At 65.0% G+C, this 25,298-nt stretch carries 16 protein-coding genes; 7 read left to right on the top strand and 9 right to left on the bottom strand.

Annotation, left to right across the window (positions count from 1 at the left end):
- Window positions 1–3: 3 nt before the first annotated feature.
- The 5 genes from AC07NV_RS08435 to AC07NV_RS08415 all read right to left on the bottom strand — a co-directional run bounded on the left by AC07NV_RS08435 (window position 4) and on the right by AC07NV_RS08415 (window position 7,055).
- Window positions 4–2,520 carry a penicillin-binding protein 1A gene (locus AC07NV_RS08435; RefSeq protein ID WP_495165869.1) on the bottom strand — a complete coding sequence of 839 codons (2,517 nt, stop codon included), beginning with the start codon at window positions 2,518–2,520 and terminating at the stop codon, window positions 4–6.
- Between the two features lie 61 nt (window positions 2,521–2,581).
- The gene (locus tag AC07NV_RS08430; RefSeq protein ID WP_495165868.1) at window positions 2,582–3,205 is read right to left on the bottom strand and encodes a TetR/AcrR family transcriptional regulator; all 624 of its coding nucleotides are present in this window, start codon (window positions 3,203–3,205) and stop codon (window positions 2,582–2,584) included.
- Complete coding sequence (locus AC07NV_RS08425; protein ID WP_495165867.1) at window positions 3,202–4,347, bottom strand: DSD1 family PLP-dependent enzyme; 1,146 nt, start codon at window positions 4,345–4,347, stop codon at window positions 3,202–3,204. Before AC07NV_RS08425 ends, AC07NV_RS08430 begins: the two co-directional genes overlap by 4 nt.
- On the bottom strand, window positions 4,344–5,597 hold the full coding sequence (locus tag AC07NV_RS08420; RefSeq protein ID WP_495165866.1) for a D-arabinono-1,4-lactone oxidase: 1,254 nt from the start codon (window positions 5,595–5,597) through the stop codon (window positions 4,344–4,346). The genes AC07NV_RS08425 and AC07NV_RS08420 overlap by 4 nt, the downstream gene beginning before the upstream one ends.
- A 405-nt stretch (window positions 5,598–6,002) precedes the next feature.
- Window positions 6,003–7,055, bottom strand: coding sequence for an N-acetylmuramoyl-L-alanine amidase family protein (locus AC07NV_RS08415; RefSeq protein ID WP_495166013.1), 1,053 nt, complete (start codon window positions 7,053–7,055; stop codon window positions 6,003–6,005).
- Window positions 7,056–7,626: 571 nt separating this feature from the next.
- On the opposite strand from AC07NV_RS08415, the gene AC07NV_RS08410 reads away from it, so the two are divergent.
- The 6 genes from AC07NV_RS08410 to AC07NV_RS08385 all read left to right on the top strand — a co-directional run bounded on the left by AC07NV_RS08410 (window position 7,627) and on the right by AC07NV_RS08385 (window position 19,260).
- Entirely contained in the window at window positions 7,627–10,329 is a 2,703-nt protein-coding gene (locus tag AC07NV_RS08410; RefSeq protein ID WP_495165865.1) for an Rne/Rng family ribonuclease, read from the top strand.
- Between the two features lie 117 nt (window positions 10,330–10,446).
- The gene (locus AC07NV_RS08405) at window positions 10,447–11,847 is read left to right on the top strand and encodes a M48 family metalloprotease (protein ID WP_495165864.1); all 1,401 of its coding nucleotides are present in this window, start codon (window positions 10,447–10,449) and stop codon (window positions 11,845–11,847) included.
- 56 nt (window positions 11,848–11,903) lie between these two features.
- Complete coding sequence (locus AC07NV_RS08400) at window positions 11,904–13,505, top strand: thioredoxin domain-containing protein (RefSeq protein ID WP_495165863.1); 1,602 nt, start codon at window positions 11,904–11,906, stop codon at window positions 13,503–13,505.
- 11 nt (window positions 13,506–13,516) lie between these two features.
- The gene (locus AC07NV_RS08395) at window positions 13,517–15,334 is read left to right on the top strand and encodes a sulfotransferase family protein (protein WP_495165862.1); all 1,818 of its coding nucleotides are present in this window, start codon (window positions 13,517–13,519) and stop codon (window positions 15,332–15,334) included.
- A 142-nt stretch (window positions 15,335–15,476) separates the two neighbouring features.
- Window positions 15,477–17,942: a TonB-dependent receptor gene (locus tag AC07NV_RS08390; protein ID WP_495165861.1), complete on the top strand. Its 2,466-nt coding sequence runs from the start codon at window positions 15,477–15,479 to the stop codon at window positions 17,940–17,942.
- Between the two features lie 58 nt (window positions 17,943–18,000).
- Entirely contained in the window at window positions 18,001–19,260 is a 1,260-nt protein-coding gene (locus AC07NV_RS08385; protein ID WP_495166012.1) for an amino acid permease, read from the top strand.
- Here AC07NV_RS08385 and AC07NV_RS08380 read toward each other — a convergent pair.
- Genes AC07NV_RS08380 through AC07NV_RS08370 form a run of 3 tightly spaced genes read right to left on the bottom strand, consistent with a single transcriptional unit; the run spans window position 19,217 to window position 23,220 of the window.
- Window positions 19,217–20,821, bottom strand: coding sequence for a phytoene desaturase family protein (locus tag AC07NV_RS08380; RefSeq protein ID WP_495165860.1), 1,605 nt, complete (start codon window positions 20,819–20,821; stop codon window positions 19,217–19,219). The two genes, AC07NV_RS08385 and AC07NV_RS08380, sit on opposite strands and share 44 nt — an antisense overlap.
- Window positions 20,818–22,029 carry an FAD-dependent oxidoreductase gene (locus AC07NV_RS08375; RefSeq protein WP_495165859.1) on the bottom strand — a complete coding sequence of 404 codons (1,212 nt, stop codon included), beginning with the start codon at window positions 22,027–22,029 and terminating at the stop codon, window positions 20,818–20,820. Before AC07NV_RS08375 ends, AC07NV_RS08380 begins: the two co-directional genes overlap by 4 nt.
- Window positions 22,030–22,056: 27 nt before the next feature.
- Window positions 22,057–23,220, bottom strand: a complete 1,164-nt coding sequence (locus tag AC07NV_RS08370) for an aromatic ring-hydroxylating oxygenase subunit alpha (protein WP_495165858.1) — start codon at window positions 23,218–23,220, stop codon at window positions 22,057–22,059.
- A 33-nt stretch (window positions 23,221–23,253) separates the two neighbouring features.
- Between AC07NV_RS08370 and AC07NV_RS08365 the strand changes: the two genes are divergently transcribed.
- Window positions 23,254–23,844, top strand: a complete 591-nt coding sequence (locus AC07NV_RS08365; protein ID WP_495165857.1) for a TetR/AcrR family transcriptional regulator — start codon at window positions 23,254–23,256, stop codon at window positions 23,842–23,844.
- A 36-nt stretch (window positions 23,845–23,880) separates the two neighbouring features.
- Here the strand turns inward: AC07NV_RS08365 and AC07NV_RS08360 are convergent, their stop codons facing one another.
- Window positions 23,881–25,254 carry a M20/M25/M40 family metallo-hydrolase gene (locus AC07NV_RS08360; RefSeq protein WP_495165856.1) on the bottom strand — a complete coding sequence of 458 codons (1,374 nt, stop codon included), beginning with the start codon at window positions 25,252–25,254 and terminating at the stop codon, window positions 23,881–23,883.
- Window positions 25,255–25,298: the final 44 nt, after the last annotated feature.

The raw sequence follows: 25,298 nt of genomic DNA, 5'->3' as shown, positions 1-25,298 counted from the left end.
GCGTCAGATGATGCCGCCGCGGTCGTCGAGGAAGTCGCTGTCGGTGCGGCCCGACCGGCCCTTCTGGGTCGGAGCGCTCTGCCGCCGCTGCGTTTTGATCGGCTTGATTTCCTCTTCGCGGATCGTCCGGCGCGGTTCGCTTTCGGGCTTGAAGGCCTCCCAGATGATCGCCGCCTTGGGATCGGTACCGGGCCAGCTGCCATAGACGCGGCGGCCCGACTGGCGATCGATCCGCACCATCCTCACGCCTTTGGGCGCGGTGAAGGGAATCGGCTGGCTGTCGGCGAGCGATTCTTCGAAGAACTGCTTGAAGATCGGCGCCGCCATGCTGCCGCCCTGAACATAGCCGCCCATGTTTCGCGGCTGGTCGAAGCCGATATAGACGCCGGCGACGACATCGGGCGTCCCGCCGACGAACCAGGCGTCCTTCGGACCCGAGGTCGTCCCCGTCTTGCCGAACAAAGGCACGCCGAGATCGCGCAGCCGCACCGCAGTGCCGCGCTGGACGACGCCTTCGAGCATATGGACGACCTGATAGGCGGTCATCGGGTCCATCAACTGCTTGCCCGACTTGGCAAAGCGCGGCATCGGCCGGCCGTCCCAATCCTTCTTGTTGCAGCCTTCGCACGGCTTCCAGTTGGCCGGAAAAATCACCTTGCCGCGGCGGTCCTGCGCATAGTCGATCACGCGCGGTTTCAGTTCGCGGCCATGGTTCGCCAGCATCGCGAAGGCGTTGGTCATCTTCTCGACCGTCGTCGATCCGGCGCCGAGCGCGGTCGAGAGATAGGGTTCGTGTTTGCCGATGCCCATCGTCCGGATCGTGTCGACGATCGGTTCCATGCCGACCTGGCTTGCGGTGCGCACCGTCATCAGGTTGCGCGACTGTTCGAGACCCCAGCGCATCGTATGCTCGCCCGATCCGCCGCCGCCGCCGAAATTGCGGAAGCATTTGTTGCCGAGACTCGCACCCTGATAGACGCAGAACGGCCCGTCGACGATCATCGTCGCCGGAGTCATGCCGTTGTCGAGCGCGGTCGCATAGACGAAGGGCTTGATCGTCGAACCCGGCTGGCGTTCGGCCTGCGTCGCGCGGTTGAAGGGCGAGAGACGCACGTCGAAGCCGCCCTGCATCGCATAGATGCGGCCCGAATGCGGGCTTTCGGCCATGAAACCGCCCGAGACCTCGGGAATATTGCGGAGTGCATAGGAGGAGCCGCCGGTCGCCTTCACCGCGATCAGATCGCCCGGACGCATCGCGGAGAAGGCACTTCCCCCTGTCTTGCGATAGATCAGGGTCGCGGTGCCCGCGGGCAGCGTGCCGGTCGTGCCGTCGGCAAAGCCGATCTGCGCCGCGCCCGCCGATTTGGAAATGACCGCAGCGATCCGCCAGCCGTCGTAATCGATGCCGATGAAGCTCGACGCAAGGCGGCTGGCCCATTGGTCGTCGGCTTCGATCGTCGCGATCGGTCCCGACCAGCCCTTGCCTGCATCATAGCGGATGAGCCCGCGGCGCAGCGCGTTGGCGGCGGCGGCCTGCATCTTGCCGTCATAGGCGGTGCGCACCCACAGACCACCGGCATAGACGCTATGCGGTCCCTTGTCGGCGGTTTCACCGAATTCGGCGATCAACTGGCGCCGGACCTCTTCCATATAATAGCCGCCGACCTGTGCGATCGCGCGGTTGCCGCTGTCGGTAAGCCCGAGCGGCATCGCCTGGGCCGCGTCGCGCTGCGCTGCGGTGATCCACTCGTTGCGATACATTTCGCCCAGAACGAAATTGCGCCGCGCGATCGCCTTTTCGGCGTTGCGCGCGCGACCATAGGTTTCGGGCGCTTTGGGCAGGATGGCGAGAAAGGCCATCTCGTGCAGCTGGAGCTGGTCGACGTCCTTGTCGAAATAGGCACGACTCGCCGCCTGCACCCCGAAGCTGCGGCGGCCAAGCGGGATTTCGTTGAGATACAGTTCGAGAATCTGCTCCTTGGTCAGCGCATCCTCGATACGCATGGCGAGGATGATCTCGCGAATCTTGCGGCGGTAGCTCAGCTCGTTGGTGAGCAACAGGTTCTTCGCCACCTGCTGCGTGATGGTCGAAGCGCCGATGGGGCGGCCGCTGTTCGAGAGATTGGTGATCATCGCGCTGGCGATGCCCGGATAGTCGATGCCACCATGGCTGAAGAAGGTACGATCCTCCGCGGCCAGATAGGCGCGGACGAGCAATTGCGGATATTCGCTATATTCGAGCTGGACGCGACGTTCGCGCGCATAGCTGTGGACGGGCTTGCCCTCGGCATCGCGGACCATTGTCGGCAGTGGCGGTTCATAGTCGCGCAGCTGATCGACCGAAGGCAGATTGCGGGCAAACACCACCCAGATCAGCGCGAGGAAAAGGACGCCGGCGAGCGCAAGATAGCCAAGCCAGCGGAACCACCGCCGTGTCCACATATCGCGGAACCATGCGATGACGGCATTGCTGTCGCGGCGCAGGCGCAGGCGGAAATTGGGCGGACTGTCAGCGGCCATATGTCCCGCCTCTAAAGCCTGTGCTGCGGAAAGGGAAGCATGCTTGCGGCAAGGTGCGCGACTAGGCGCTTCCGGTCAGCCGCAGCAACGTCGAACGCAGCATCACGGCGACTTCGGCGAGCACCATATCCGCCGAAACGCGATCTTCTTCATAAAGCATTTCGTCGGCCGCGAAGCCCAGCTCGACCGCGAGCCGCAACTGCGGCCACAAGGTTTCGCGATCGGCCGCGGCGATGTGGGGAACGCAGATATCGACGAGCCGGTCGGTGACATGGCGATGCGATTCGAGCCGGACATGGACGAGCTGCGGCGACGCGTGGAGCGCGCGCAATATCCACACCGCCCCCGGTTCGGCGCGCGTCACCGCGGCATTCTCGATCAAAATATCGCCGATATGATCCGCCATCGCGGCAATCCCGGCGGGCGCATGCCGCGCGATCCACGCCTCGAGCACCGCATTCTGGCGCTCCATCAATCGCCGCCCGAGCGCTTCGAGCACCGCATATTTGTCGCCGAAATAGCGATAGAGCGCAGGGGGGCTCAGCCCGGCGCGCGCGGCGATCATATTGGTCGAAATCCGTTCGATCCCGACCTCGGCCAGCAATTCGCCCGCGACGTCGAGCAGTCGCCCCTGCGTCTGGCGCGCGCGCGCCTGCTGCGGTGCGCGCCGGACGTTGACGGTCACCGCGCGCGACCGCGGGCGCTGACCGGCCAGATGTCGACAAGCGTGTCGCCTGTAACGACGTGATAATGATCATAGAGGTTCACCGTCGGGTCGCAGTGCGGCACCGTCAGGCTGACCGGGTCGCCGGGGTGAAGCTGCGTTCCGATTTCGGGCGCGATCAGCGCCGCATGTTCGTCGCCCATGAACGCGAAGAAGGCGGTTACGGGCGCGCCGCGCTGGACCACGGCGACGCCGCCATCGGTCGACAGCGACTTGTACCCGGCGTCGATGGTAACCAGCCCGCTGTGGTTCGCGCTGACGACGCGCGCATCGACCGCCAGCGCGACCTCGAACGGCGGTTCGCCGCCATCGGCAATGTCGCAGTCGAGATATTGTTTGTCCATGAAGGCATAGCTGCCCGCCTGAAGCTCGGTAAAGACCCCGAGATCGAGGTCGATGCGGTGCGTGCCCGTGCCCGATCCGGTGATGAGGCCTGGCGCGAAGCCCGCTTCGGTCAAGGCAGCGATGACCTCCTGCAAATAGGCCGTGCGCTCGACAATCGCCGCGCGGCGTTCGGCATAATTCTCGATATGCTGCTGCGACCCGCAGTAGAATTGCACGCCGCGATATTCGAGGTTCGGCGATTGATCGATCGCGCGTGCCAACACAACCGCGGCTTCGGCCGACGCAACGCCGGTGCGCGCGATGCCGGGGTCGATATCGATAATGACATCAAGCCGGGTTTCGGCCGCCGCCAGCGCCGCGTCGAGGCGCCCGGCCACATCCGGATGATCGACGACCGCCATCAGCGCGTCGGCCTTTGCCGCCAGCGCCGCAAGGCGCAGGATCGCGGCGGGCGCGGCAACGGGGGACGTGATGAGGATGCCTGCAACGCCCCCCTCGGCCAGCACCTCGGCCTCGCCGATCTTGGCGCAGCAGACCCCGACCGCGCCCGCCTTCTTCTGGCGCAGCGCAATATCGACGCTCTTGTGGGTTTTGGCATGCGGGCGCAGCGCAACGCCATGATTGGCCGCGAGCGCTGCCATTCGCTGGATATTGCGGTCGAGCGCGTCGACGTCGAGGACGAGCACCGGCGTATTGAGGTCGACGCGCGACCCCTGCCGGCCGATCAGATGGTCGTGCAAATCGCGGTCGGTCGTCATGCGAACAAGGTCTCCAGATGGGGGTTGAGGAATTTGCCTTCGGGATCGGCGGCGCGGCGCACAGCGGTGTATCGCTCCGCCATCGGATACAGTGCTGCAACATCGGCGCGGCCGAGCGTGTGGCGCTTCGCCCAATGCGGCCGCCCGCCAGCACCGCGAAAGATCGCTTCGGCATCGGCGAACAGATTGCGCCAGGGCATTTTTGCATATTGGTGCATCGAAATCGCAGCGACGGGCCCCGCGTTCATCGGACTCATCCAGATATCATCCGCGGCGACGACGCGATATTCGAAGGGGAAGGTGACCGGCAGGCGCTTCCGCCGGATCCAGCCGACGACCTCTTCCAGCGTTTCGAGCCCGGCGCTGCGCGGCATTTCATATTCCATCTCCTCGAACCGCAAATTCCGGTCCGATGGGAAGATGTTGTGCGCGGGGCCGCGGCGACGACCGGAAATGCCACTTTTCATCATCAGCCGCTGCAGCAGCGGGGTGAGAAAGGGCAAGCGCGCCGATATGCCGAGGATCCGGCGAAAGCTCGCCTCCTCCATATCGGTTGTGCTCGGCGGCGGATCGCAGGGGTCGCAGAGGTCGAGCGTTTTGAGGATCACATGATCGCTGTGCGGGAAGAACCAGAATTCGATATGGCGGTGCTTCCGGGTCAACTCCTCATAGCTTTCGCGCACTTCGGCCCAGCGGCGCTTTTCGATTCGTTCGGCAAGGTGAAAGGCAGGGACGACCGACACCTCGATCCCGGTCGCGATGCCGAACAGGCCGAGCGACAGACGCTGCGCCTGAAACAGGTCGGCGTTGGTCGTCGCATCGCACCAGCGCGCCTCGCCATCGGCGCCGAAGAGGCGGAAGCCGCGCGCAAAGGTCGCCAGCGAGCCGAGGTCGGCCCCCGTACCGTGGGTGCCCGTCGCCATGGCACCGGCGAGCGACTGCGGATTGACATCGCCCTGGTTGGCGAGCGCGAGCCCCTCCTCCCACAACGCCGCCGTCAACCGGCGGATACTCCAGCCGGCGGGGATACGCGCGGTCTGGCGATCGGCGGCGATGTGCATCTCGCCCGCCATATCGTCGAGGCTGATAATCAATTCGTCCGATTCGCAGAGCGGCATGAAGCTGTGCCCCGCACCGGTGACGCGCAGCTTGCGTGCGCCACGAACGAGCATCGCCAGCTCGTCTTCGCTTTGCGGACGGGCGAGCTGTGCGGGGGCGGTAACGCTGCCCGACCAGTTGCTCCAACTCATACCACTCTCCCGAATCCAGTCAGGCGAGGCTGCTTGCGCAAGAAAAGTTAGTCAAGACTATATTTTTGCGCCGAACGTCTGGTCTCCGCCGAAAGGAGCGGCTCCCCGGCGAAAGTGGCAACTAACGACCGATAGTTGCCCTTCCTTTCCTCGTCATCCCGGACTTGATCGGGGATCCACGACGACGGTGCAGCTATGGATCCCGGATCAAGTCCGGGATGACGAAGGTCTGAATTGGACCAAGAGTTGCTGTTCTCGGCGAAGGCCGAGGTCCAAGGCGCAACCCGCAGACGTCAGCTTTCTAACGCTCTGGGCCCCGGCCTTCGCCGGGGAACATGAGCGGTAGCGAACGTCCGCTTCCCAACCCAAAGCCGACACCGGCGCCAACCTTATGATTGCGGACGATCAGCGCTCAGACGCCGCAATCCGCCGCGCGAAATGAATCTGCACCGCATCGCGCACCCCGCGCGCGACCTTTTTCTGACCTGCCTCCGAAGCGAGGAACTCGCTATCGCTCTTGTTCGAGATAAAGCCGGTTTCGAACAGGACCGACGGTGTATCGGGCGCCTTCAACACAATGAACGACGCGAATCGGTGCGCGGTGGTGCGGAACGTGACGTCGCCCGATGCTTCGCGCTGGAGCAGTCGGGCGAAGTCGGAGGCGACGTTCATCGTTTCGCGCTGGGTCAGGTCGAGCAGGATCGCCGACACGGCGCCGCTGTGCGCGCCGAGATCGACGCCGTTGATGATATTCGCCTTGTTCTCGCGCGCTGCGAGCCGCGCAGCCTCTCGATCGGATGCGACTTCGGACAGGGTATAGATGGATGCGCCGCTCGCGGTTTCATTCTCCGCCGCGTCGGCGTGTACCGAAATGAACAAATCGGCTTTCAGCCGCCGCGCGATGCCGTAACGCTCCTCAAGCACCAGAAAGCGATCGTCGGCGCGGGTCAGGGCGACGCGCACCCGGCCCGATGCAAGCAGATCGGCGCGGATCGCGCGGGCGATCGCGAGCGTGATGTCTTTCTCGCGCTTGCCGCTGTGCGGCGAGATCGCGCCGGGGTCGTGCCCGCCGTGCCCCGCATCGATCACGACGAGCGGCAGACGGCTGTTGGCGGGTCCCTCGATTTGCGGCAGCGCGACCGCGGGCTTGGGCTTGCCGATCGGGACAGTGACGCTGTAGCGTTTTCCAGGTCGTTTGGCGCGAAATCCGGCGGGCGACTGTAGCTGAGGCCGCGGCGCGCGCGCGACGCCTTCAAATCCGTTTGCCCGGAGTGCCACCGAACCGCCAATCGGGGTCGCGCCCGCCTGCCCCCCCGGCACCGGGGTCGCGATCATGCCAAGCAGGGCAAGCAGCAGGCTCATCGCGCGTCTATGCCGCCCAAGGCGCGCAATGGTCCAGCGCTTATTCAGAACGGCAGGGGCCCGGCGACCGAATGGCGTGAACCAGGCATTAGTTATCCCGAGTTATCCCGGCTCAAACTCCGTCAAGCGGCAAGCTTGGCAGGCGATTCAGCATGTTCGGCGCTGCGGGTTTTCTTGCAACACCTGCGCGCCATCCTATCTTTGTACGGTGGTTGTGGTTGCCGTTGGCCCGTGCCGATGCTAGCACGCCCTCACTGACGGTGTCGTTCCCGGTGCCGTCCGGCCTTTTGAGGGGAAGGCCTGCTCCGCAAAACATGCGGATCATGGCCGCCTTGGTGCCGGACATGCGGGGAAGGACGACCTGCCGCCAGTCCACCCGGTTGACCGGACAGTCGGGGCGTTCGCATACGCCCGCCCTGCCCGCCCGCTCATCCCGTAACAGGTTGATGCCGCATGAGGCTTGCCATGCCCTCTTCTCATCCCGACGCGGGCGCTTTCGCCCCGGCCGTCGCCGGATGCGAAGACCGCATGCGCGTCCAGGACCGGACGCAGGCCCCCCGCGGCAATAACGTCTTTTTTCTTTTCACCCGTATCCGCCGTGGCTTTCCCTCGGGGAGGGTCGCGGGATTTTTTGATGGCGCGCTAAGGCGCGCTTGGAGTGTTACTAATGACCACGCGCATGTTGATCGACGCGCGGCACCGGGAAGAAACCCGGGTCGCCGTCACCAAGGGAAACCGGATCGAGGAGTTTGATTTCGAGTCCGCCGAGCACAAGCAGCTCAAGGGCAATATCTATCTGGCCAAGGTAACCCGTGTCGAACCGTCGCTGCAGGCGGCGTTCGTCGAATATGGCGGCAATCGCCACGGTTTCCTTGCGTTCAGCGAAATCCACCCCGACTATTACCAGATTCCGAAGGAAGACCGCGACGCGCTGCTTCGCGAAGAGGCCGAGCACGCCGCCGCCGCCGCGCAGCGCGCCGAGGAAGACCTCGACGAGCTCGAAGGCGATGTCGCCGACGTCGAATATCATGACGAAGACGACAATGGCGACAGCCGCCACGACCACGACGATGACCGTGACGATCATGACGATGGGCACGACGACCATGACGAGCGCGACGACAATGGCGACGCCGAGAATGGCGAAGGCGAAGAAGGCGCCGAAGGCTCCGAAGAAGGCCGAGAAGGAAACGGGGACGGCCGCGGCGATCGCCGGGGTCGTGGCCGTGGACGCGGCAACAACAACCGCAAGGGCGGCCGTGGACGCAGCCGCCGCAACGACGACGAAGACAGCGAAAACCGCATGTCGCTGCGCCGCCGCTACAAGATCCAGGACGTCATCCGTCGCCGTCAGGTGATGCTGGTCCAGGTCGTCAAGGAAGAACGCGGCAACAAGGGCGCCGCGCTCACCACCTATTTGTCGCTCGCCGGCCGCTATTGCGTGCTGATGCCGAACACGATGCACGGCGGCGGGATCAGCCGGAAGATTTCGAACGGCGCCGATCGCCGCAAGCTGAAGGCGATGATCGACGAACTCGCGCTGCCGCCGACGATGGGCTGCATCGTCCGCACCGCGGGGATGAGCCGCACCAAGGTCGAGATCAAACGCGACTTCGACTATCTGGCCCGCCTGTGGGACGAGATTCGCGAAAATACATTGGGGTCGAGCGCGCCGGCGCTGATCCACTCGGACAGCGACCTGGTGAAGCGCGCGATCCGCGACATTTATCATAAAGACATCGAGGAAGTGCTCGTCGAAGGCGACGAGGGCTATAAGGCGGCCAAGCAGTTCATGAAGCTGCTGATGCCCAGCCATGCGCGGCGCGTGAAGCAATATGCCGACCCCGTCTCGCTCTATCAGCGATACGGCGTCGAAGATCAGCTCGCCGGGATGCTCAATCCCGTCGTCCAGCTGAAATCGGGCGGTTACCTCGTGATCAATCCGACCGAGGCTTTGGTGTCGATCGACATCAACTCGGGCCGGTCGACGCGCGAACATAATATCGAGCAGACCGCGCTCAGCACCAATCTCGAAGCCGCGCACGAAATCGCGCGCCAGCTGCGCCTGCGCGACATGGCCGGCCTCGTCGTGATCGACTTCATCGACATGGACCATGGTTCGAACGTCCGTAAGGTCGAACGCGCGATGAAGGATGCGCTGAAGAACGACCGCGCGCGCATTCAGGTCGGCCGCATCTCGGGCTTTGGCCTGATGGAGATGAGCCGCCAGCGCCTGCGCACCGGCGTGCTCGAAGCGTCGACGCGTCCGTGCCCGCATTGCGAAGGTACCGGCCTTGTCCGCACTGCCTCGTCGGCGGGCCTCAGCGCACTGCGCCTGATCGAAGAGGAAGCCGCACGCGGCAAGGGCAACAAGATCACCCTGCGCGCGAGCCAGGAAGCCACCTTCTACCTGCTCAACGAAAAGCGCCGCGAATTGCGCGAGATCGAAGAGCTGTACGGCGTAACGGTCGAAATCCTGCCCGATGGCGAAACCGAAGGCGCGCGGATGGCGGTCGAAATCAGCGGTCCGCCGCCGATTGCACGACGCAGCTTCGCGCCGATCGCGCCGATCGAAGACGATGACGACGACGATTATCCCGAGGACGAGGAAGAAGAGGCCGCCGAAGAGGAAGCCGCCGAAGACCGTCCCGCTCGCCCGCGCGAACGCGCCCGCGAGGAAGGCGAGAGCGATACCGATGGCGAGGGCCGCAAGCGTCGCCGCCGTCGTCGCCGCGGTCGCCGCGGCCGCCGTGACGAGGATGGCAATGAAATCCCCGAAAACACCGAAGATGGCGATGCCGAGAGCGAAGCAGCCAACGAAGGTGAAGCCGAAGCTGCACCGGCGGAAGTCGAGGGCGAAGCCGTGGAGGCCGAGGAAACCGAAGCCAAGCCGCGCCGCCGTCGTGGCGGCCGTGGTCGCAAGCCCAAAGTCGACGCCGCCGAGGTGGTCGATGGCGAAATCGCCGAGACCGAAGCGGCTGCACCGGTAGAGGTGGAAGCTGCCGAACCGGTCGCCGAAGAAGCGCCGGCCGTCGAGGAAAAGCCGAAGCGCAAACGCGCGCCGCGCAAGACCAAGGCTGTGACCGAAACCGAAGCTGCCGAAGCAGCGGTAGAAGCCGTCGAGGCTGCGCCCGCCGTGGAGGCTGTGCAAGCCGAGCCTGAAGTTGAGGCAGCACCCGAAGCCGAACCGGCCAAGCCCGCACCGAAGAAGCGCGCAAGCCGTGCCAAAAAGGCCGTAGCCGCCGAAGCCGCGCCCGAAGCTGCCACGACGCGCGAAGCCGAACCGGTTGCCGCCAATGGCGACGAGGACGGCGAAGGCCCCGACGGCGAACCGCGTCGCGGCTGGTGGCAGCGCACATTTGGCAATTAATCGACCATGTCGATCGGGCAGCAATTGACCCGATCGCTTGCCCCCGCGCACCCGGGCCCCGGCGAAGCCACTCCGGCTTCAGTTGAGGTTCAGGCGCGCGGGGCAAGAAGCCCGGCAATGACCCGGTCAACATCGATTGCTTCCCGGGCGAACGCCGCGCGTTCGCTTTTCCGTATCGCCCTGACATTGCTCGCGATGTTCGCCATCGCGCTGCGCCCGGCAATGGCGCAGTCGATCCTGCGCGATGCCGAAACCGAGGCACTGTTTCAGGACATGATGGACCCACTGCTGGTGGCGGCGGGGCTGCAGCCGGGGCAGGTGCGCGTCCATCTGCTCGGTGACCGCAGCATCAACGCCTTTGTCGCCGGCAGTCAGGATATCTATGTCTTCAGCGGGCTGATCGAGGCGGCCGACAGCGCCGAAGAGGTGCAAGGTGTGCTCGCGCACGAACTCGGCCATGTGATGGGCGGCCACGCGATCCGCGTCAACGAAGGCGCCAAGACGGCAACGGGCATCTCGCTGCTCAGCCTGTTGCTCGGCGCCGCCGCGATCGCGGCCGGCGCGGGTGAGGCCGGTATGGGTGTGATGATGGCGGGCCAACAGGCCGCGCTCGGCAAATTCCTCGCCTTTACGCGCGTACAGGAATCAACCGCCGATGCAGCTGGCGCCCAATATCTGTCGAAGGCCGGAATCAGCGGCCGCGGCAGCCTCGCCTTTTTCAAGAAGCTCCAGAATCTCGAATTTCGCTATGGGGTCAAGCAGGACGACGATCAGGCCTATGGCCGCACCCACCCGATGTCGGGCGACCGGATACAGGCCCTGCGTGAAGTCTATGTGATCGATCCGGCGTGGACGAAACCCGCCAATCCGGCGATCGAGGCGCGGTTCCAGCGGATCAAGGCAAAGCTGTCGGGCTATATCGCCGATCCCGATCGCACACTGCGCAAATTCCCCGAGAGCAACACCAGCATTCCGGCGCGCTATGCCCGCGCTTATGCGTGGCACAAGAGCGCCTATCCGCAAAAGGCGCTCGCGGAGGTCGAAGGCCTGCTCGCGACCAGCCCGAACGATCCCTATTTCCTCGAACTCGAAGGCCAGGTTCTGCTCGAATCGGGCCGGCCCAAGGAAGCGATCCCGGCACTGCGCAGGGCGGTCACCAATTCGCGCTCGCAGCCGCTGATCAGCGCAACGCTGGGCCACGCGCTGATCGCGACCGAAGATCCCGCGAATTTTGCCGAAGCCGAAGACGTTCTGAAAACCGCCGTCGCCCTCGACAATCAGAATCCCTTCGCCTGGTATCAGCTCGGTATCGTCTATGCGAACAAGGGCGATCAGGCGCGCGCCGCGCTCGCCTCGGCGGAACGGTATCAGCTTGAGGGTGGACAGGCATCGCTCGCGCTGCGTAATGCGGAACTGGCGATGCAGGGCCTGCCCCAGGAATCCTCCGACTGGATCCGTGCACAGGATATTTCACTGGTGGCTCGCGCCGAGGTGGAACGCGAGCGTAAACGGCGTTAAATTCACCGGAACAATGCGGGAACCGCATCGCCGATATCGATGCGCAAGGGCAACACGTGACTGAAAAAAAAGACGATTATTACCAGCCATGGCTGCGCGATCCCGCGCCGACGCCGGACGCAGCCCCGCTGCCGCCCGCGTCGCATGACGAAGGATTGGCGAAACCGCGCGAAACGCCGCCCGTCGGCATCGACCTCTCGCGCTATTCGACCGACGAGAAGCCGGCACGCAAAGCGGCCGTCACGTCCGATCAGCTGAAAGCGGGTGCCGCTGGATTCTGGCAGGCGCTGCGCGACGGCGGCAGCGCCTTTGCCGACTGGACGATCCGTGTGGGCGACCGCGCCGACATCCCCGCCCGCGTCGAGGCGATGGAAATCCCGCGCCGCGCGCGCGAACTGGCGGCGAAAACCGGTGCGGTGACGGCGCGCGCCGCGCGCGCCGCCGGGCGCGGATCGGCACAAGCCAGCCGCGCCGCAGCCAAGGCAAGCGGCGAGGCGTGGGACAGGATGGCGCTCGGCGACAAAGTCGCCAAGCTGTCGAGCGAGGCCGGACGCGGGCTCGGCGAAGTCGCGGACAAGACCAGAGCAGGCGTTGTCGACATCGCCAAGGCGGGCTCGGAAAGCATCCGCGACAGCATCGGCGACACCGCGACCAAATTGCGCCCCGCCCCGCGCGAAGAGCTGGCACCGCCGCCTTCGGGCCTCGAACAATTGCTCGCGCGCGAGGAAGCTGCGGCGCGTCAGGCCGTGTCGGGCGCGCCCGACTTGCCGCTATTCGCAAGCGACGCGGCGATCGCGGCGGCCACCAAACCGGCAGCAACGGAGGGCGATGATCGCTCGCCGCTCGTCCAGCCGGCGGCGAAAAAGCCTGCAGCGACCAGGGCGATGGCCGCACAGCGCCTGCCGCAAGTAAAGGGAATGGGAATGGACGGCAGTTCGACACGCACATGGGGCTTCGCACTCGGCGGGATATTGCTGCTCGCGGTTGTCTTCTGGCTCGGCGGCCGCCTCGGCGGCGGGATGAGCAAGGGCGAGGTCGAAACGATCGTCGCCAATTATATCAAGGCGAACCCGCAGATCATTCCCGAGGCGCTCGAAGCGCAGCGCAATGGCGAAATCGCGAAAGCGATCGACACGATCCGCCCCGCGCTTGAAAAGCCCTACGCAGGCGCGTGGGCGGGCAATGCCAACGGCGATGTCACTTTGGTCGTGTTCACCGACTATGCGTGCGGTTTCTGCCGCGCGAGCGTGCCCGACGTCGACCGGCTGATCCGCGAAGACCGGCGCGTGAAGGTCGTGTTCCGCGAACTGCCGATCATCGCGCCGCAAAGCCGCGACGCGGCGCTGATGGCGCTCGCCGCCGCCCGGCAGGGCAAATATGACGCCTTCCACCACGCCATGTTCGCAGCGGGCTCGCTCGACAAGGCGGCGATCGCTGCCGCGGCGGCGAAGGTCGGCATCGTGACCGACGGCACCGCCGACGCGACCGCGAACGAAGCCCTGTTCCAGCGCGAACTCGACAGCAATCTCGCGATCGCAACCCAGCTGCAGCTCAACGCCACCCCGACCTGGATCGTGGGCAACCAGCTGTTTCAGGGCCAGATCGGCTATGACGGGTTGAAGCAGGCGGTCGCCAAGGCACGCGCGGCGAAAAGCTGAGCGGCGGGGGTATGGCAGCGACCGTCACCCACGATGAAGCGCTCGCCAACGCCCGCCGCCTGCTGAGCGGTGAGCCCGGTGCCGCGCTTGCACAGGCGCAGGCGATCATCGAGACCGTTCCGACATCGGCGGCGGCCCACCGGCTTGCCGCTCATGCGCTGCGCGCACTGGGCCGCGAGGGCGAAGCGCAGGCGGCTTCGCTCGCAGCCGTTGGCGCAACGATCCACGACGAAGCGATGGTCGACGCCGCGCTCGCGCTCGCCGACGATCGCTTGCCCGATGCCGAAGCCGCGCTGCGCCAGCGGCTGCGCGAAGATGCGACCGATGTCGCAGCGATCCGCATGCTCGCCGAAGTCGCGGGGCGCATCGGCCGCTATGAGGATGCCGAAAAACTGCTTTCGCGCGCCTTGCAGCTGGCGCCGGCTTTCGGCGCCGCACGCGCCAACCTCGCAACCGTCTATTACAAGCAGAACCGCTTTGCCGAGGCCGCCGAAACGCTCGATGCGGTGCTCGACGACGATCCCGACAACCCGGCGCACGCGAATCTCCGCGCCGCGGCGCTCGGCCGTATCGGCGGTTATGACGAGGCGCTCGCGCTTTATCAGGAGCTGACCCGGCGTTTCCCCGATCATGCCAAGCTGTGGATGAGCTACGGCCATCTGCTGAAGACCGTCGGGCGGCAGGACGACAGCATCGCCGCCTATCGCCGCGCGCTCGATGCCGATCCGGGGCTCGGCGAAATCTGGTGGAGCCTCGCCAACCTCAAGACGATCCGCTTCGATCGGCGCGACCGTGCCGCGATGGAAGCGGCACTCGTTGCCGCCGAACCCAAAAGCGAAGCCCGCGCCGACGACCGTCTGCACCTGCATTTCGCGCTCGGCAAAGCGTATGACGATGCCGCCGAATATGACTCCGCGTTTCGCCATTATGCCGCGGGCAACGCTATCCGCTCCGGCCAGCTCGGCTATCGCGCCGCCGAGACGCGCGCCGCGGTCGACGCGGTCATCGCCGCCTGCACCCCCGAATTCTTCGCGGCGCGCGCTGGCGCTGGCGATCCCACGCCCGATCCGATCTTCATCCTCGGCATGCCGCGCGCCGGATCGACGCTGATCGAGCAGATTCTCGCGAGCCATTCGGCAATCGAGGGCACGATGGAACTGCCCGATATCCCCGCGCTCGCGCTCGGCCTCGGCCGCGAGACGAAGGGCGACGGGCGGCGCTGGATCGAGGCGCTGGCAGAGGCACCGCCCCAACAACTCGCCGAAATGGGCGCAGCCTTCCTTCGGCGCACCACGGTACAGCGCAAGACCGACAAACCCTTCTACATCGACAAGCTGCCGAACAACTGGCTCTACACCGCGTTCATCCGGCTGATCCTGCCCAATGCGAAGATCATCGACGCACGGCGCCATCCACTCGATTGCTGCTTTTCGAATTTCCGTCAGCATTATGCGAAGGGCCAGGCATTCAGCTACGACCTCGCCGACATCGGCGGCTATTACCGCGATTATGTGCGGCTGATGGCGCATATCGACGCGGTCCAGCCGGGCCGCGTCCACCGCGTGATCCACGAAGCCTTGCTCGATAATCCCGAAGCCGAAGTGCGCGCGCTGCTCGCCTGGCTCGACCAGCCGTTCGAAGAGGCGTGTCTGGCGTTCCATGCCAATGCCCGCGCCGTACGCACGGCGTCGAGCGAGCAGGTCCGCCGCCCGATCAATCGCGACGGCGTCGGCCAGTGGCGCCCCTATGATGCATGGCTTGGCCCACTGAAACAGGCGCTCGGCCCCGTCCTTGGCGCCTATCCGGCCGTTCCCGTCGATTTCGGCTGAACGCGGCACGACAAAACGTTGCCTTTGAGCAACAGCGCACGACATTTTCGACCAACAACCGATGCGCCGCACCAACAAGGCTTGCGCTCACGCTGCACTGCGTCATTCTCGCGTCACATAGCTGTCATCGAGGGGGGATTCCATGCGGAAACTATCGGCAGTATTGACCAAAAGCGGTGCGTTCCTGCTCGGCAGCACGATGTTGTGCACATCGGGAACGGCTCTGGCCCAGCAAAAAAACACCGACGACGACCGCGACATCGTCGTCACCGCGTCGAAGCGCGAAGAAAATCTGCAGGATGTGCCCCTTGCGATCACCGCGATCGGGACCGAGCGGCTCCAGGAGTTGCAGGTCAAGGAATTCCAGGACGTCGTCAAATTCCTGCCGTCGGTGACGATCCAGACGCTCGCGCCCGGGTTCAGCCAGGTCTATTTCCGCGGCGTCGCATCGGGCGAGAACGCCAACCACTCGACCTCGCTGCCGACCGTCGGCACCTATCTCGACGAAATGCCGATCACGACGATTCAGGGCGCGCTCGACATCCACACCTATGACTTCGCGCGCGTCGAGGCGCTCGCAGGGCCGCAAGGGACGCTGTACGGCGCCAGTTCGATGGCGGGTACGATTAAGCTGATCACCAACAAGCCCGACACCAGCGGCACCTATGGTTCGGCGGGGCTCGAACTCAACAGCGTGGCGCATGGCGGCATCGGCGGCGTCGCCGAGGGATTTATCAATGCCCGCATCAGCGACCGCGCAGCGCTGCGCCTCGTCGGCTGGTACCGTCATGACGCAGGCTATATCGACAATATCGCGGGCAGCCGCACCTATCCGATCATCAAGCGACTGCGCGACGGCGAAGGCAATGTGGTCAAGGACCCCGACGGCAATCCCATCTTCCTCAACCCGCCCGGAGATGACATCACGCAGACCAATGCAGGGCTGGTCGAGAAGAATTACAACAGCGTCGACACCTATGGCGGCCGCCTCGCGCTCGGTATCGAACTCGACGACGACTGGACGATCCGCCCGACGCTGATGGGGCAGATCCAGAAAGCGAACGGCAGCTTTGCGCAGGAACGCTCGGCCGCGGTGACGCGCAGCCTGCAGACGGTGCAGTATAATCCCGAACGCAGCGACGACAAATGGATCCAGGCCGCCCTGACGATCGAGGGCAAGATCGGCAATTGGGATCTGACGGTGACCGGCGGGCACCTCCGCCGCAAGACGCTGACCGACAGCGACTATTCCGACTATGCCTATTTCTACGACGCGCTCAATGGATCGGCCGAATATCTCTACGACAACAATGGCGACCAGATCAGCCCGAACCAGTATATCAAGGGCATCGACCGGTATAAGCGGAGCTTCGGCGAAATCCGCGTCGCCTCGCCCGCCGACGCGCGCATCCGCTTTATCGGTGGCCTGTTCTGGCAGCGCCAGTCGCACAATATCGAGCAGAATTACATCATCGACAATCTGTCGGACGATCTTCAGGTGCCGGGCACCAACGACGATATCTGGTACACCAAGCAGCTGCGCGTCGATCGCGACTATGCCGCCTTCGGCGAGATCAGTTTCGACATCACCGACAAGCTGACACTCACCGGCGGAGGCCGTCTCTACAAGTTCGACAACAGCCTCGTCGGCTTTTTCGGCTACAACAACCCGGGCTTCAGCAGCAATCCGGTCTATGCGTGCCAGGGACCGCCGATCGTCGACGGTTCGCCCTGTACCAACCTCGACAAAAGAACCAAGAAGACCGATTTCATCCACAAGCTGAACCTGACGTACAAGTTCACCGACGATATCATGGCCTATGCGACTTGGTCGCGCGGCTACCGTCCGGGCGGGATCAACCGGCGCGGTTCGCTGCCGCCTTATGGCTCGGACACGCTCGACAATTATGAACTTGGGTGGAAAACCAGCTTTGGCCCGGTCCGCTTCAACGGTGCGGTCTATCAGGAGGACTGGAAGAATATCCAGCTATCCTTCCTTGGCGAGAACGGGCTGACCGAGGTCCGCAGCGCGGGCATCGCGCGCATCCGCGGCGTCGAGGCCGACGTCAGCTATCGCGCGGGCGGCTTCTCGCTCGGCGTCGGCGGTAGCTACAACGATGCGACGATCCGCCGCGATTTCTGCGCCATCGCCAACCCTTCCTTCGATTGTACGCTGGCTGGCCCTGGTGGCGAGGAGAATGCGCTGCTCGCTCCGTCGGGCGCGCGCCTGCCCGTCACCGCGAAATTCAAGGGCAATGCCGTCGCGCGCTATGAGTTCCCGATCAGCGGACTCGATGGCCACGTCCAGTTCGCGGTCAACCATATCGGCAAACGGCGGTCCGACCTTCGTACGATTGAGAATGATATCGTCGGCGATTTCAAAGCCTATACGACCGCCGATTTCAGCATCGGTGTGAAGGGCGAGAGCTGGAACGCCGAACTGTTCGCGACAAATCTGTTCGACAGCCGCGGCGTGATCAACAGCGCGGTCCAGTGCGGCGAGACGGTCTGCGGCGACGCCGGCGGCGACACGGCGAACGGCGGTGTCTTCTATGACAATGTCATTCGCCCACGCCTGATCGGGATCAAGGTCAGTAAGGATTTCTGATCGGGTGACCGATTTGCAAGCCGGACGCGAAAGGCCGGGCCAGAAGCTCGGCCTTTCGATGTGCATCGCGCTCGTCATGGGCAATATGATCGGGTCGGGGGTTTTCCTGCTTCCCGCCAGCCTCGCGCCCTTCGGATGGAACGGCGTCGCCGGCTGGGCGATCACGATTGCCGGGGCGCTTGCCCTTGCTTTCGTCATCGCGCGGCTGACGGTCGCCTTTCCGCAGGCGAGCGGCCCCACCGGCTTTGTCGAGCTTGCCTTCGGGCGCATCCCGAGCTTCATGATCGGCTGGGCCTATTGGGTATCGGTGTGGACCGCGAACGTCACGCTCGCAGTCGCCAGCGTCTCCTTTCTCGGCATCTTCGTGCCCGAAATCGGCGATCATATGGCGATCTCGACCATTGCGCTGATCTGGCTCGTCACCGCCATCAACTGGCAGGGCGCGCGCGCGGCGGGACGTTTTCAGGTCGCCACCCTGCTGATCAAGCTCGTCCCCCTGATCACCGTCGTCATCTTGATCCCGCTTGCCTTCGGGCGGAGCGAGCCGGTCGCGATCACGCCCTTCCCCGCCGAAGGCCTGTCGCTGGCGGCGGTCAGCGGCTCGGCGATTCTGACGCTCTGGGCGCTTCTCGGCTTTGAATCGGCGAGCGTTGCGGCGGACAAGGTCGACAATCCGACCGTCACCGTTCCGCGCGCGACGATCATCGGTACGCTGGCAACCGGCATCCTCTATCTGATCGTCTGTTCGGCCATCGCGCTGATGCTGCCTGCGGCCGAGGTCGCGAAATCGCATGCGCCCTTCTCGCTTTTCGTCGAAACCTATTGGGGCCATGGTCCGGGGCTGTGGATCGCGCTGTTCGCCGCAATCAGCGCGCTCGGGGCGCTCAACGGCTGGACATTGATCCAGGCCGAACAACCCGCGCGCATGGCCGAACAGGGCCTTCTGCCCGCCTGGTTCGCGCGAACCAACCGCCACGGCACCCCGGCGGCGGCGCTGATCCTGTCGAGCGTCATCGCAACCGCCTGCGTCATTCTGAACAACAACAAGTCCACAAGCGAGATGTTCACCTTCATGGCGGTGCTCTCGACCTCGGTGACGCTGTGGCTCTACCTCGCCTGCGCCGCCGCGGCGCTGCGGTTGCGGGTTGCGATCCCGGTCGCGCTGCTCGGCCTTGCCTATGCCATCTGGACCTTGTGGGGCGCCGGCGTCGGTGTCAGCGCGCTCAGCCTGGTCCTGATGGTCGCCGGCCTGCCCCTCTATGTCTGGACACGATTCAGCGCCAACGCGGAGCAAAGAAGCCCCGGTCGCGCAGAATGACCGCCGCCGCATTATGCCCCGGTGCGCCGGTGACGCCGCCGCCGGGGTGCGTGCCCGCACCGCACATATAAAGCCCCTTCACCGGCCCGCGATAACCGCCGTTGCCGAGTACGGGGCGCGCTGACCACAGCTGGTCGAGGCTCATATTGCCGTGCATGATGTCGCCCCCGACGAGCCCGAACTTGCGCTCAAGCCCCTTGGGCGACAGCCGCGTCTGGGCGACGATGCTCGCGCGGAAACCCGGCGCATGCTTCTCGACCGTATCGATAATGCAATCGGCCGCGGCTTCTTCTTCCTTGTCCCAGTCGCGGCCATCGGGCAACTCGGGCGCGAATTGCTGGCAAAAAAGACTGGCGACATGCTGTCCGGGCGGCGCGAGGCTGTCGTCGATGGTCGACGGGATCAGCATCTCGACGATCGGCGCCTTCGACCAGCCATGCTGTTTCGCGTCGAGGAAGGCGCGGTCCATATAGTCGAGCGTCGGCGCGAGAATGATCCCCGACTGATGATGCTCGCCCGGCTCCGGAAGACAGGTGAATTTGGGGAGTTCGCTCAGCGCAACGTTCATGCGGAAGGTCCCGCTGCCCGCCTTGAAGCCCTTGATCCGGCGCTCGTAACCCGCCGGCAGGTCGGACGCGTCCATCATCCGCTCGTAAAGCAGCTTTGGCCCGACATTGGCGATGACCCGCGCCGCCGCAATCTCCTCGCCGCCGACGAGCTTGACGCCGACGGCCTTGCCGCCGTCGACGAGCACCTTGTCGACCGGGCTTTCGAGACTGATCTCGACGCCCAAATCGCGGCAGACCTTCGCCATGATTTCGGTGATCTTGCCCATGCCGCCGATGCTGTGACCCCACGCGCCCTTCTTGCCGTTCACTTCGCCGAAGACGTGGTGGAGGAGAACATAGGCGCTGCCCGGGGTGTCGGGGCTGGCATAGTTGCCGACGACCGCGTCGAAGCCGAACGCGGCCTTGACCGCTTCGCTTTCGAACCAGCTGTCGAGCATCGTTCGCGCCGATTTCGTGAACAGGTCGAGCACGTCGCGCTGCTGTTCGAGGCTGAGGCCCGCAAAGCGCCGCCCCTGCCGCGCGCCATCGAGCAGCGTCCGAAGCCCGTCGCCGACATTGGGCGGAACCTTCAACGCCAGATCGCGCAGCAGTTCGGCAACATTTTCGAGCGCGTCATAATATTGCGGCAGCACCTCGGCGTCGCGGGCCGAGAATTTGCGGAACTCGGCCTGTGTGCGTTCAAGCCCGCCGCCGAGCTTGAGATAACCGCCGTCTTCTTGCGGCAGGAAATTGCTGATCGGGCGTTCGATGACGCGGTAGCCATGGTCGGCGAGCTTCATGTCGGCGATCACCTTCGGCTGGAGCAGGCTGACGGTGTAGCTGGCGACCGAATTGCGGAAACCCGGCGCGAACTCCTCGGTCACCGCGGCGCCGCCGACGACGTCGCGCGCTTCGACGATGCGGACCCTCAACCCCGCTCTGGCGAGATAGAAGGCGCAGACGAGGCCGTTGTGGCCCGCACCGATAATCAGGGCGTCATAGGCTTTGGTCATTGAAACTCTTTCGCAAGTGGGGATTGGACATGCTGGCGGCCGAAGCCGAGGCCGATGACCCGGCCCGGGATTCGCCGCAGCAGCGGAAAAATGTTGAGCAAGCGGACGGCGAGCGGCGCATGGTCGATCTCGCCGCGCAACATCGGTTCGATGACGCGAAGATGTGCAAAGCGCTGGAGCGCCTGCATCCGCGTCGTGGGCTTCCACCGGCGTGCCTGCACTTTGGCGAGCAGCGGGTCGGGGTCGGCGCCCGACGCCAGCGGCGCGGCGAGGATATTCGCGGTCGCGACGGCATCCTGCACCGCGAGGTTGATCCCGACGCCGCCGACAGGCGACATCGCATGCGCCGCATCGCCGATCGCGAGCAGGCCGGGGCGCGACCAGCGCGTCAGCCGGTCGAGTGCGACCGAGAGCAATTTCACATCGTCGAAGCTCCGGATCGCATCGATCCCGGCCGCAAGCCCCGGAACCAGCGCCACCACATCGGCGCGAAAGGCGTCGATCCCGCGCGCTTCGATCGCGGCAAAACCATTCTTCCCGATAATCCGCGCACATTGCCAATATTCGCCGCGCGGAATCGCGACGACCATGCCGCGCGCGTCGACGGTGCCGAGCGGCACGTCGGTCGGCGCATCGGCGGGCATCGGAATGCGGAACCACAGCACATCCATCGGCGCGCCGAGATCTTCGAGCGGCAGTTCGGCTGCATCGCGGAGCACCGAGCGGCGCCCGTCGGCGGCAATTACGAGGCGGGCGAGCAGCGTCTCGCCCGTCGTCAGCGTCACACCATTGACGCGGCCCGCGGCATCGAAGGTCGGGCCGGCCGCTTCGGTCGACATGCGCAAATCGAAGGTCGGATATTTCTTTCCCTGTCGCGCCACGAAATCGAGCAAATCCCACTGCGGCATCATCGCGATATACGGCGCCGCGACCGGCAGGCCTTTCAGCGACGCGATCGTGTAGCGCCCGCCGAGAAGGTCGAGCGTTGCGGTATCGACCTTTGCATGGGGCAGCTGCAGCAACGCATCGAGCAACCCGATTTCGTGAAAAAGTTCGAGAGTCGAAGGATGCACCGTGTCGCCGCGAAAATCGCGAAGGAAATCGGCGTGCTTTTCGAGGATGGTGACCGGCACGCCGGCGCGCGCGAGCAACAGGCCCGCAACCATACCGGCGGGGCCGCCGCCGACGATGATGACCGGATCGTTCATGCGCCCCTCCCTTCCCGTACGTTGCGACTAGCGGCTCCAGCCCGGCGCGGGCGCCTTCTCCAACCGCGCCTCGGGGATGATGTCGCGCATCCGCGAACAGAAATGCTTGAGACACACTTCCTTGTCGCTGAGCGGGCCCATGGTGAAGCTTTTCGACGCCATCCCTTGTTGAACGCGGGTGATCAGCTCGGTGTCCTCGGCGTTGACCTGACGGTTGATGCGCCAGTTGAGATAGCGCGCGGCCTTCATCTCGCGGCGCTCGTCGGGAAGGACATAGGAGATCTCGCGGATCAGGCAGGTCGTCGGCCCGGTCGGGAGCCACTGCATGAAATCGACCTGATCGGGATAGATGTCGAACGCGACATTGGGCCAGAGCTTGAAATAGAGCCAGTGGCGCTGGTTCGCCCCCGGCAAGTGCGGCACTGGCGGCAGCAGTCGCTGGTACATGCGCTCGGACCAGTTCACCGACGGACGGTCGATCAGATCGCCCCACATGCGGTCGACATTGTCCTCGGCCTCGACGCCATAGCTTTTGCCGAACAGGCGCGTGAGGCCGGGGTGCGCGACGGGAATGTGGAGGCCGTCCGAATAATTGTCGCCGACATTCTTCCAGTTGACCTCACGCGGGCGCAGCGTGACGCGGCCGAGCGCGCCGAGCTCCTCGAAGCGATAGGGCGCGACCTGCGCTTCATAGGGCGCCATCATAGATGCGACAGAGGGACCGCCGTCATCCTCGAGCCGGACGAACCAGAAGCCGCGCCATTGTTCGAGGCCGACGGGGACGAGCCCGGCCTTGCCCTTGTCGAGCGTCGGATAGCTTGCCGAATCGGGGACGCCGGTCAGCCGGCCGTCGAGTTCGTAGGTCCAGGCGTGATAGGGGCAGACGAGCTTTTTCGCGCAGCCGGTCGCCCCGTCGACGAGCCGCGAGCCGCGGTGGCGGCAGACGTTGGTGAAGGCGCGCACATTGCGGTCGGTGCCGCGGACGAGAATCACGCTTTCGCCGCAATAGTCGATGCTGTGCCAGTCGCCGACGTTCGGGATGTCGCTGTCATGGCAGACGACCTGCCAGCTGGGGCGGAAGATACGCTCCATTTCGGCGGCATGGAAATCGGGATCGCTGTACGTCCAGGCGGGCAGCGACCAGCCGTCTTGTGGGTCGATGTTGGCGAAAGTGTCGCGCAGCGTTGCCATGAGTCCATCCTTGTTGTACAGATGTATAACAATATGAACGCCGTTCGCCAAGCCTTTACGCGCGAAAGCGCCGATGCCCGCCGGGCCGACCTGATCGAGGCGACTGCGGCGTGCCTGGCCGATGTTGGCTTGGCCGGCACCAATGTGCGCGCGATCTGCGCGCGGGCGGGGGTGTCACCGGGGCTTTTGCGCCATTATTTCGCGGGAATCGACGATCTGGTCGCGGCGACTTACGAAGCGACGAGCGACCGGATGGATGCGATTTTTGCAGACGCGGTCGAAAGCGCGGGCGCCGATCCGCGCGCGCGGCTGAGCGCCTATCTGACCGCGAGTTTCCGCTCGCCGGTCACCGATCCCGAACTGCTCGGCGCCTGGACTGCGTTCTGGGCGTTAGCCCGCAGCGATGCGCGCATGGCAAACATCCACGCCAAAAGTTACGCGGGCTATCGCGCCCGGCTTTGCGAGCTGCTTGCCGCGTGCGGCGCGGCCGACGCCGAACGGCTGGCGATCATGCTGACGGCGATGGTCGACGGGCTGTGGCTCGAACTGTCGCTCGACTCGACCAGCTTCGGTGCCGAGGCGGCGATCGCGATGGTCGAGCGCGCGGTCGGCGCCTTGGTTTAAGAGCGTCGCCCCCGCCTTCGCGGGGGCGACGCGCTTTTACTTCGACAAATCGCGCAGCAGGCTGTCCCAATGCGCGAGCGCGGGGGCGATCGCGTCGACGGGAACGCGCTCGTTGAGCCCGTGCGCGAAGCTGTCGCTCGCCTTGCTGAACAGGCCCGCGACGCCATAGCTCGGTACGCCCTGAATGCGAAAATGATAACTGTCGGTGGCGCCCGCGCTCATCGATGGGATGATCGGCAGCCCCGGTGCGCGCGCATGCACCGCCTTCGTCACCGCCGCCACGACGTCGGGGCGCAGCGGCGAGGCGTCGCTCGCGCTCGCGTCGGGATCGGTGTTCACCTTGACCGCGGGGTCGGCAATGACTTTCTCGAGCTCGGCGCGCACCGTTTCGACGGGGACGCCGGGGAAGATGCGGCAGTTGATGTTCGCGGTGGCGCGCTGCGGCAGCGCATTTTCGGCATGGCCGCCCTTCACCAGCGTCGGCACGCAGGTGGTGCCGATCTGACCGACATATTCGGGATCGGCGCGGATCGCAGCGATCGCCTTCGCATCCGACGGATTGGCGGCGAAAGCCTTCAATGCCGCGCCGATATCGCCACCGACCTGATCGGCGACGATCGGCATGCCGACCTTGGTCAGCTCGTTCTGCTGCGGGGTGAAGCGGTACGCGCCGACCCTGGCGAGCGCGTTCGACAGCTGGACGATCGCATTGGTGCCCGACGGCCGCGAGCTGTGGCCGCCCGGGTTGGTGACTTCGAGCGTGAAGTCGGCATAGGTTTTCTCGCCGGCCTGCAGCCCGTAATATTTCGGCTTGCCGTCCTCGCCGATCGTCCCGCCGCCACCGTCGCCGTTGAGCGCGAATTCGGCGCCCTTATATTTGGCGGCGAGCGCGCGCGTGGTCGTCATCGCGGTTTCCTCGTCGCCCGACAGCAGCAGGATGATCGAACGCTTGGGTTTGAAGCCGTCCTTTTTCAGTTGCGCCATCGTCGCGACCATCATCGAGACGTCGAACTTGTTATCCTCCGACCCGCGGCCGAAGATATAGCCTTCCTCTTCGACGGGTACGAAGGGATCGCGCGTCCAGTCCTTGGGATCAGCCTCGACGACATCCATATGCCCGAGCAGCACAATCGGCTTGCCCTTGCCCGTTCCGGCGAGCGTTGCGGCGAAGGTTGCGGTTTCGCCTATGGGCGTGATGACGATATCGCTGTCGGCATAACCCGCAGCCTTGAGCACGCTCGCATAATAGGCCGCGAGCTTGGGCACCTGGCCGCGGCCTTCGACGGTCGGGATCGCGATACTGTCCTTCAGGATCTTTTTCGCCGCCTCGGCATCGGCGGGCTTGGCATGGACGGGCGCGGCGGCGAGCAAGGCGGCGGCGAGGGCGAGCGGGGCGGTGACGTTACGCATGGAGGCGGACTATGCCGCGTCCGGGCGCGTTCGCAAGGGGGCAT

Source organism: Sphingopyxis sp. GW821-FHT10B01 (assembly GCF_059415685.1).
The sequence above is the reverse complement of the archived record's forward strand: the minus strand, read 5'-3'. Positions and strand labels throughout refer to the sequence as shown.

Coding starts and splice junctions, on each gene's coding strand:
- AC07NV_RS08435 (WP_495165869.1), bottom strand. CDS start 2,520: ATGGCCGCTGACAGTCCGCCCAATTTCCGCCTGCGCCTGCGCCGCGAC.
- AC07NV_RS08425 (WP_495165867.1), bottom strand. CDS start 4,347: ATGACGACCGACCGCGATTTGCACGACCATCTGATCGGCCGGCAGGGG.
- AC07NV_RS08420 (WP_495165866.1), bottom strand. CDS start 5,597: ATGAGTTGGAGCAACTGGTCGGGCAGCGTTACCGCCCCCGCACAGCTC.
- AC07NV_RS08410 (WP_495165865.1), top strand. CDS start 7,627: ATGACCACGCGCATGTTGATCGACGCGCGGCACCGGGAAGAAACCCGG.
- AC07NV_RS08405 (WP_495165864.1), top strand. CDS start 10,447: ATGACCCGGTCAACATCGATTGCTTCCCGGGCGAACGCCGCGCGTTCG.
- AC07NV_RS08395 (WP_495165862.1), top strand. CDS start 13,517: ATGGCAGCGACCGTCACCCACGATGAAGCGCTCGCCAACGCCCGCCGC.
- AC07NV_RS08390 (WP_495165861.1), top strand. CDS start 15,477: ATGCGGAAACTATCGGCAGTATTGACCAAAAGCGGTGCGTTCCTGCTC.
- AC07NV_RS08385 (WP_495166012.1), top strand. CDS start 18,001: ATGTGCATCGCGCTCGTCATGGGCAATATGATCGGGTCGGGGGTTTTC.
- AC07NV_RS08380 (WP_495165860.1), bottom strand. CDS start 20,821: ATGACCAAAGCCTATGACGCCCTGATTATCGGTGCGGGCCACAACGGC.
- AC07NV_RS08375 (WP_495165859.1), bottom strand. CDS start 22,029: ATGAACGATCCGGTCATCATCGTCGGCGGCGGCCCCGCCGGTATGGTT.
- AC07NV_RS08370 (WP_495165858.1), bottom strand. CDS start 23,220: ATGGCAACGCTGCGCGACACTTTCGCCAACATCGACCCACAAGACGGC.
- AC07NV_RS08365 (WP_495165857.1), top strand. CDS start 23,254: ATGAACGCCGTTCGCCAAGCCTTTACGCGCGAAAGCGCCGATGCCCGC.
- AC07NV_RS08360 (WP_495165856.1), bottom strand. CDS start 25,254: ATGCGTAACGTCACCGCCCCGCTCGCCCTCGCCGCCGCCTTGCTCGCC.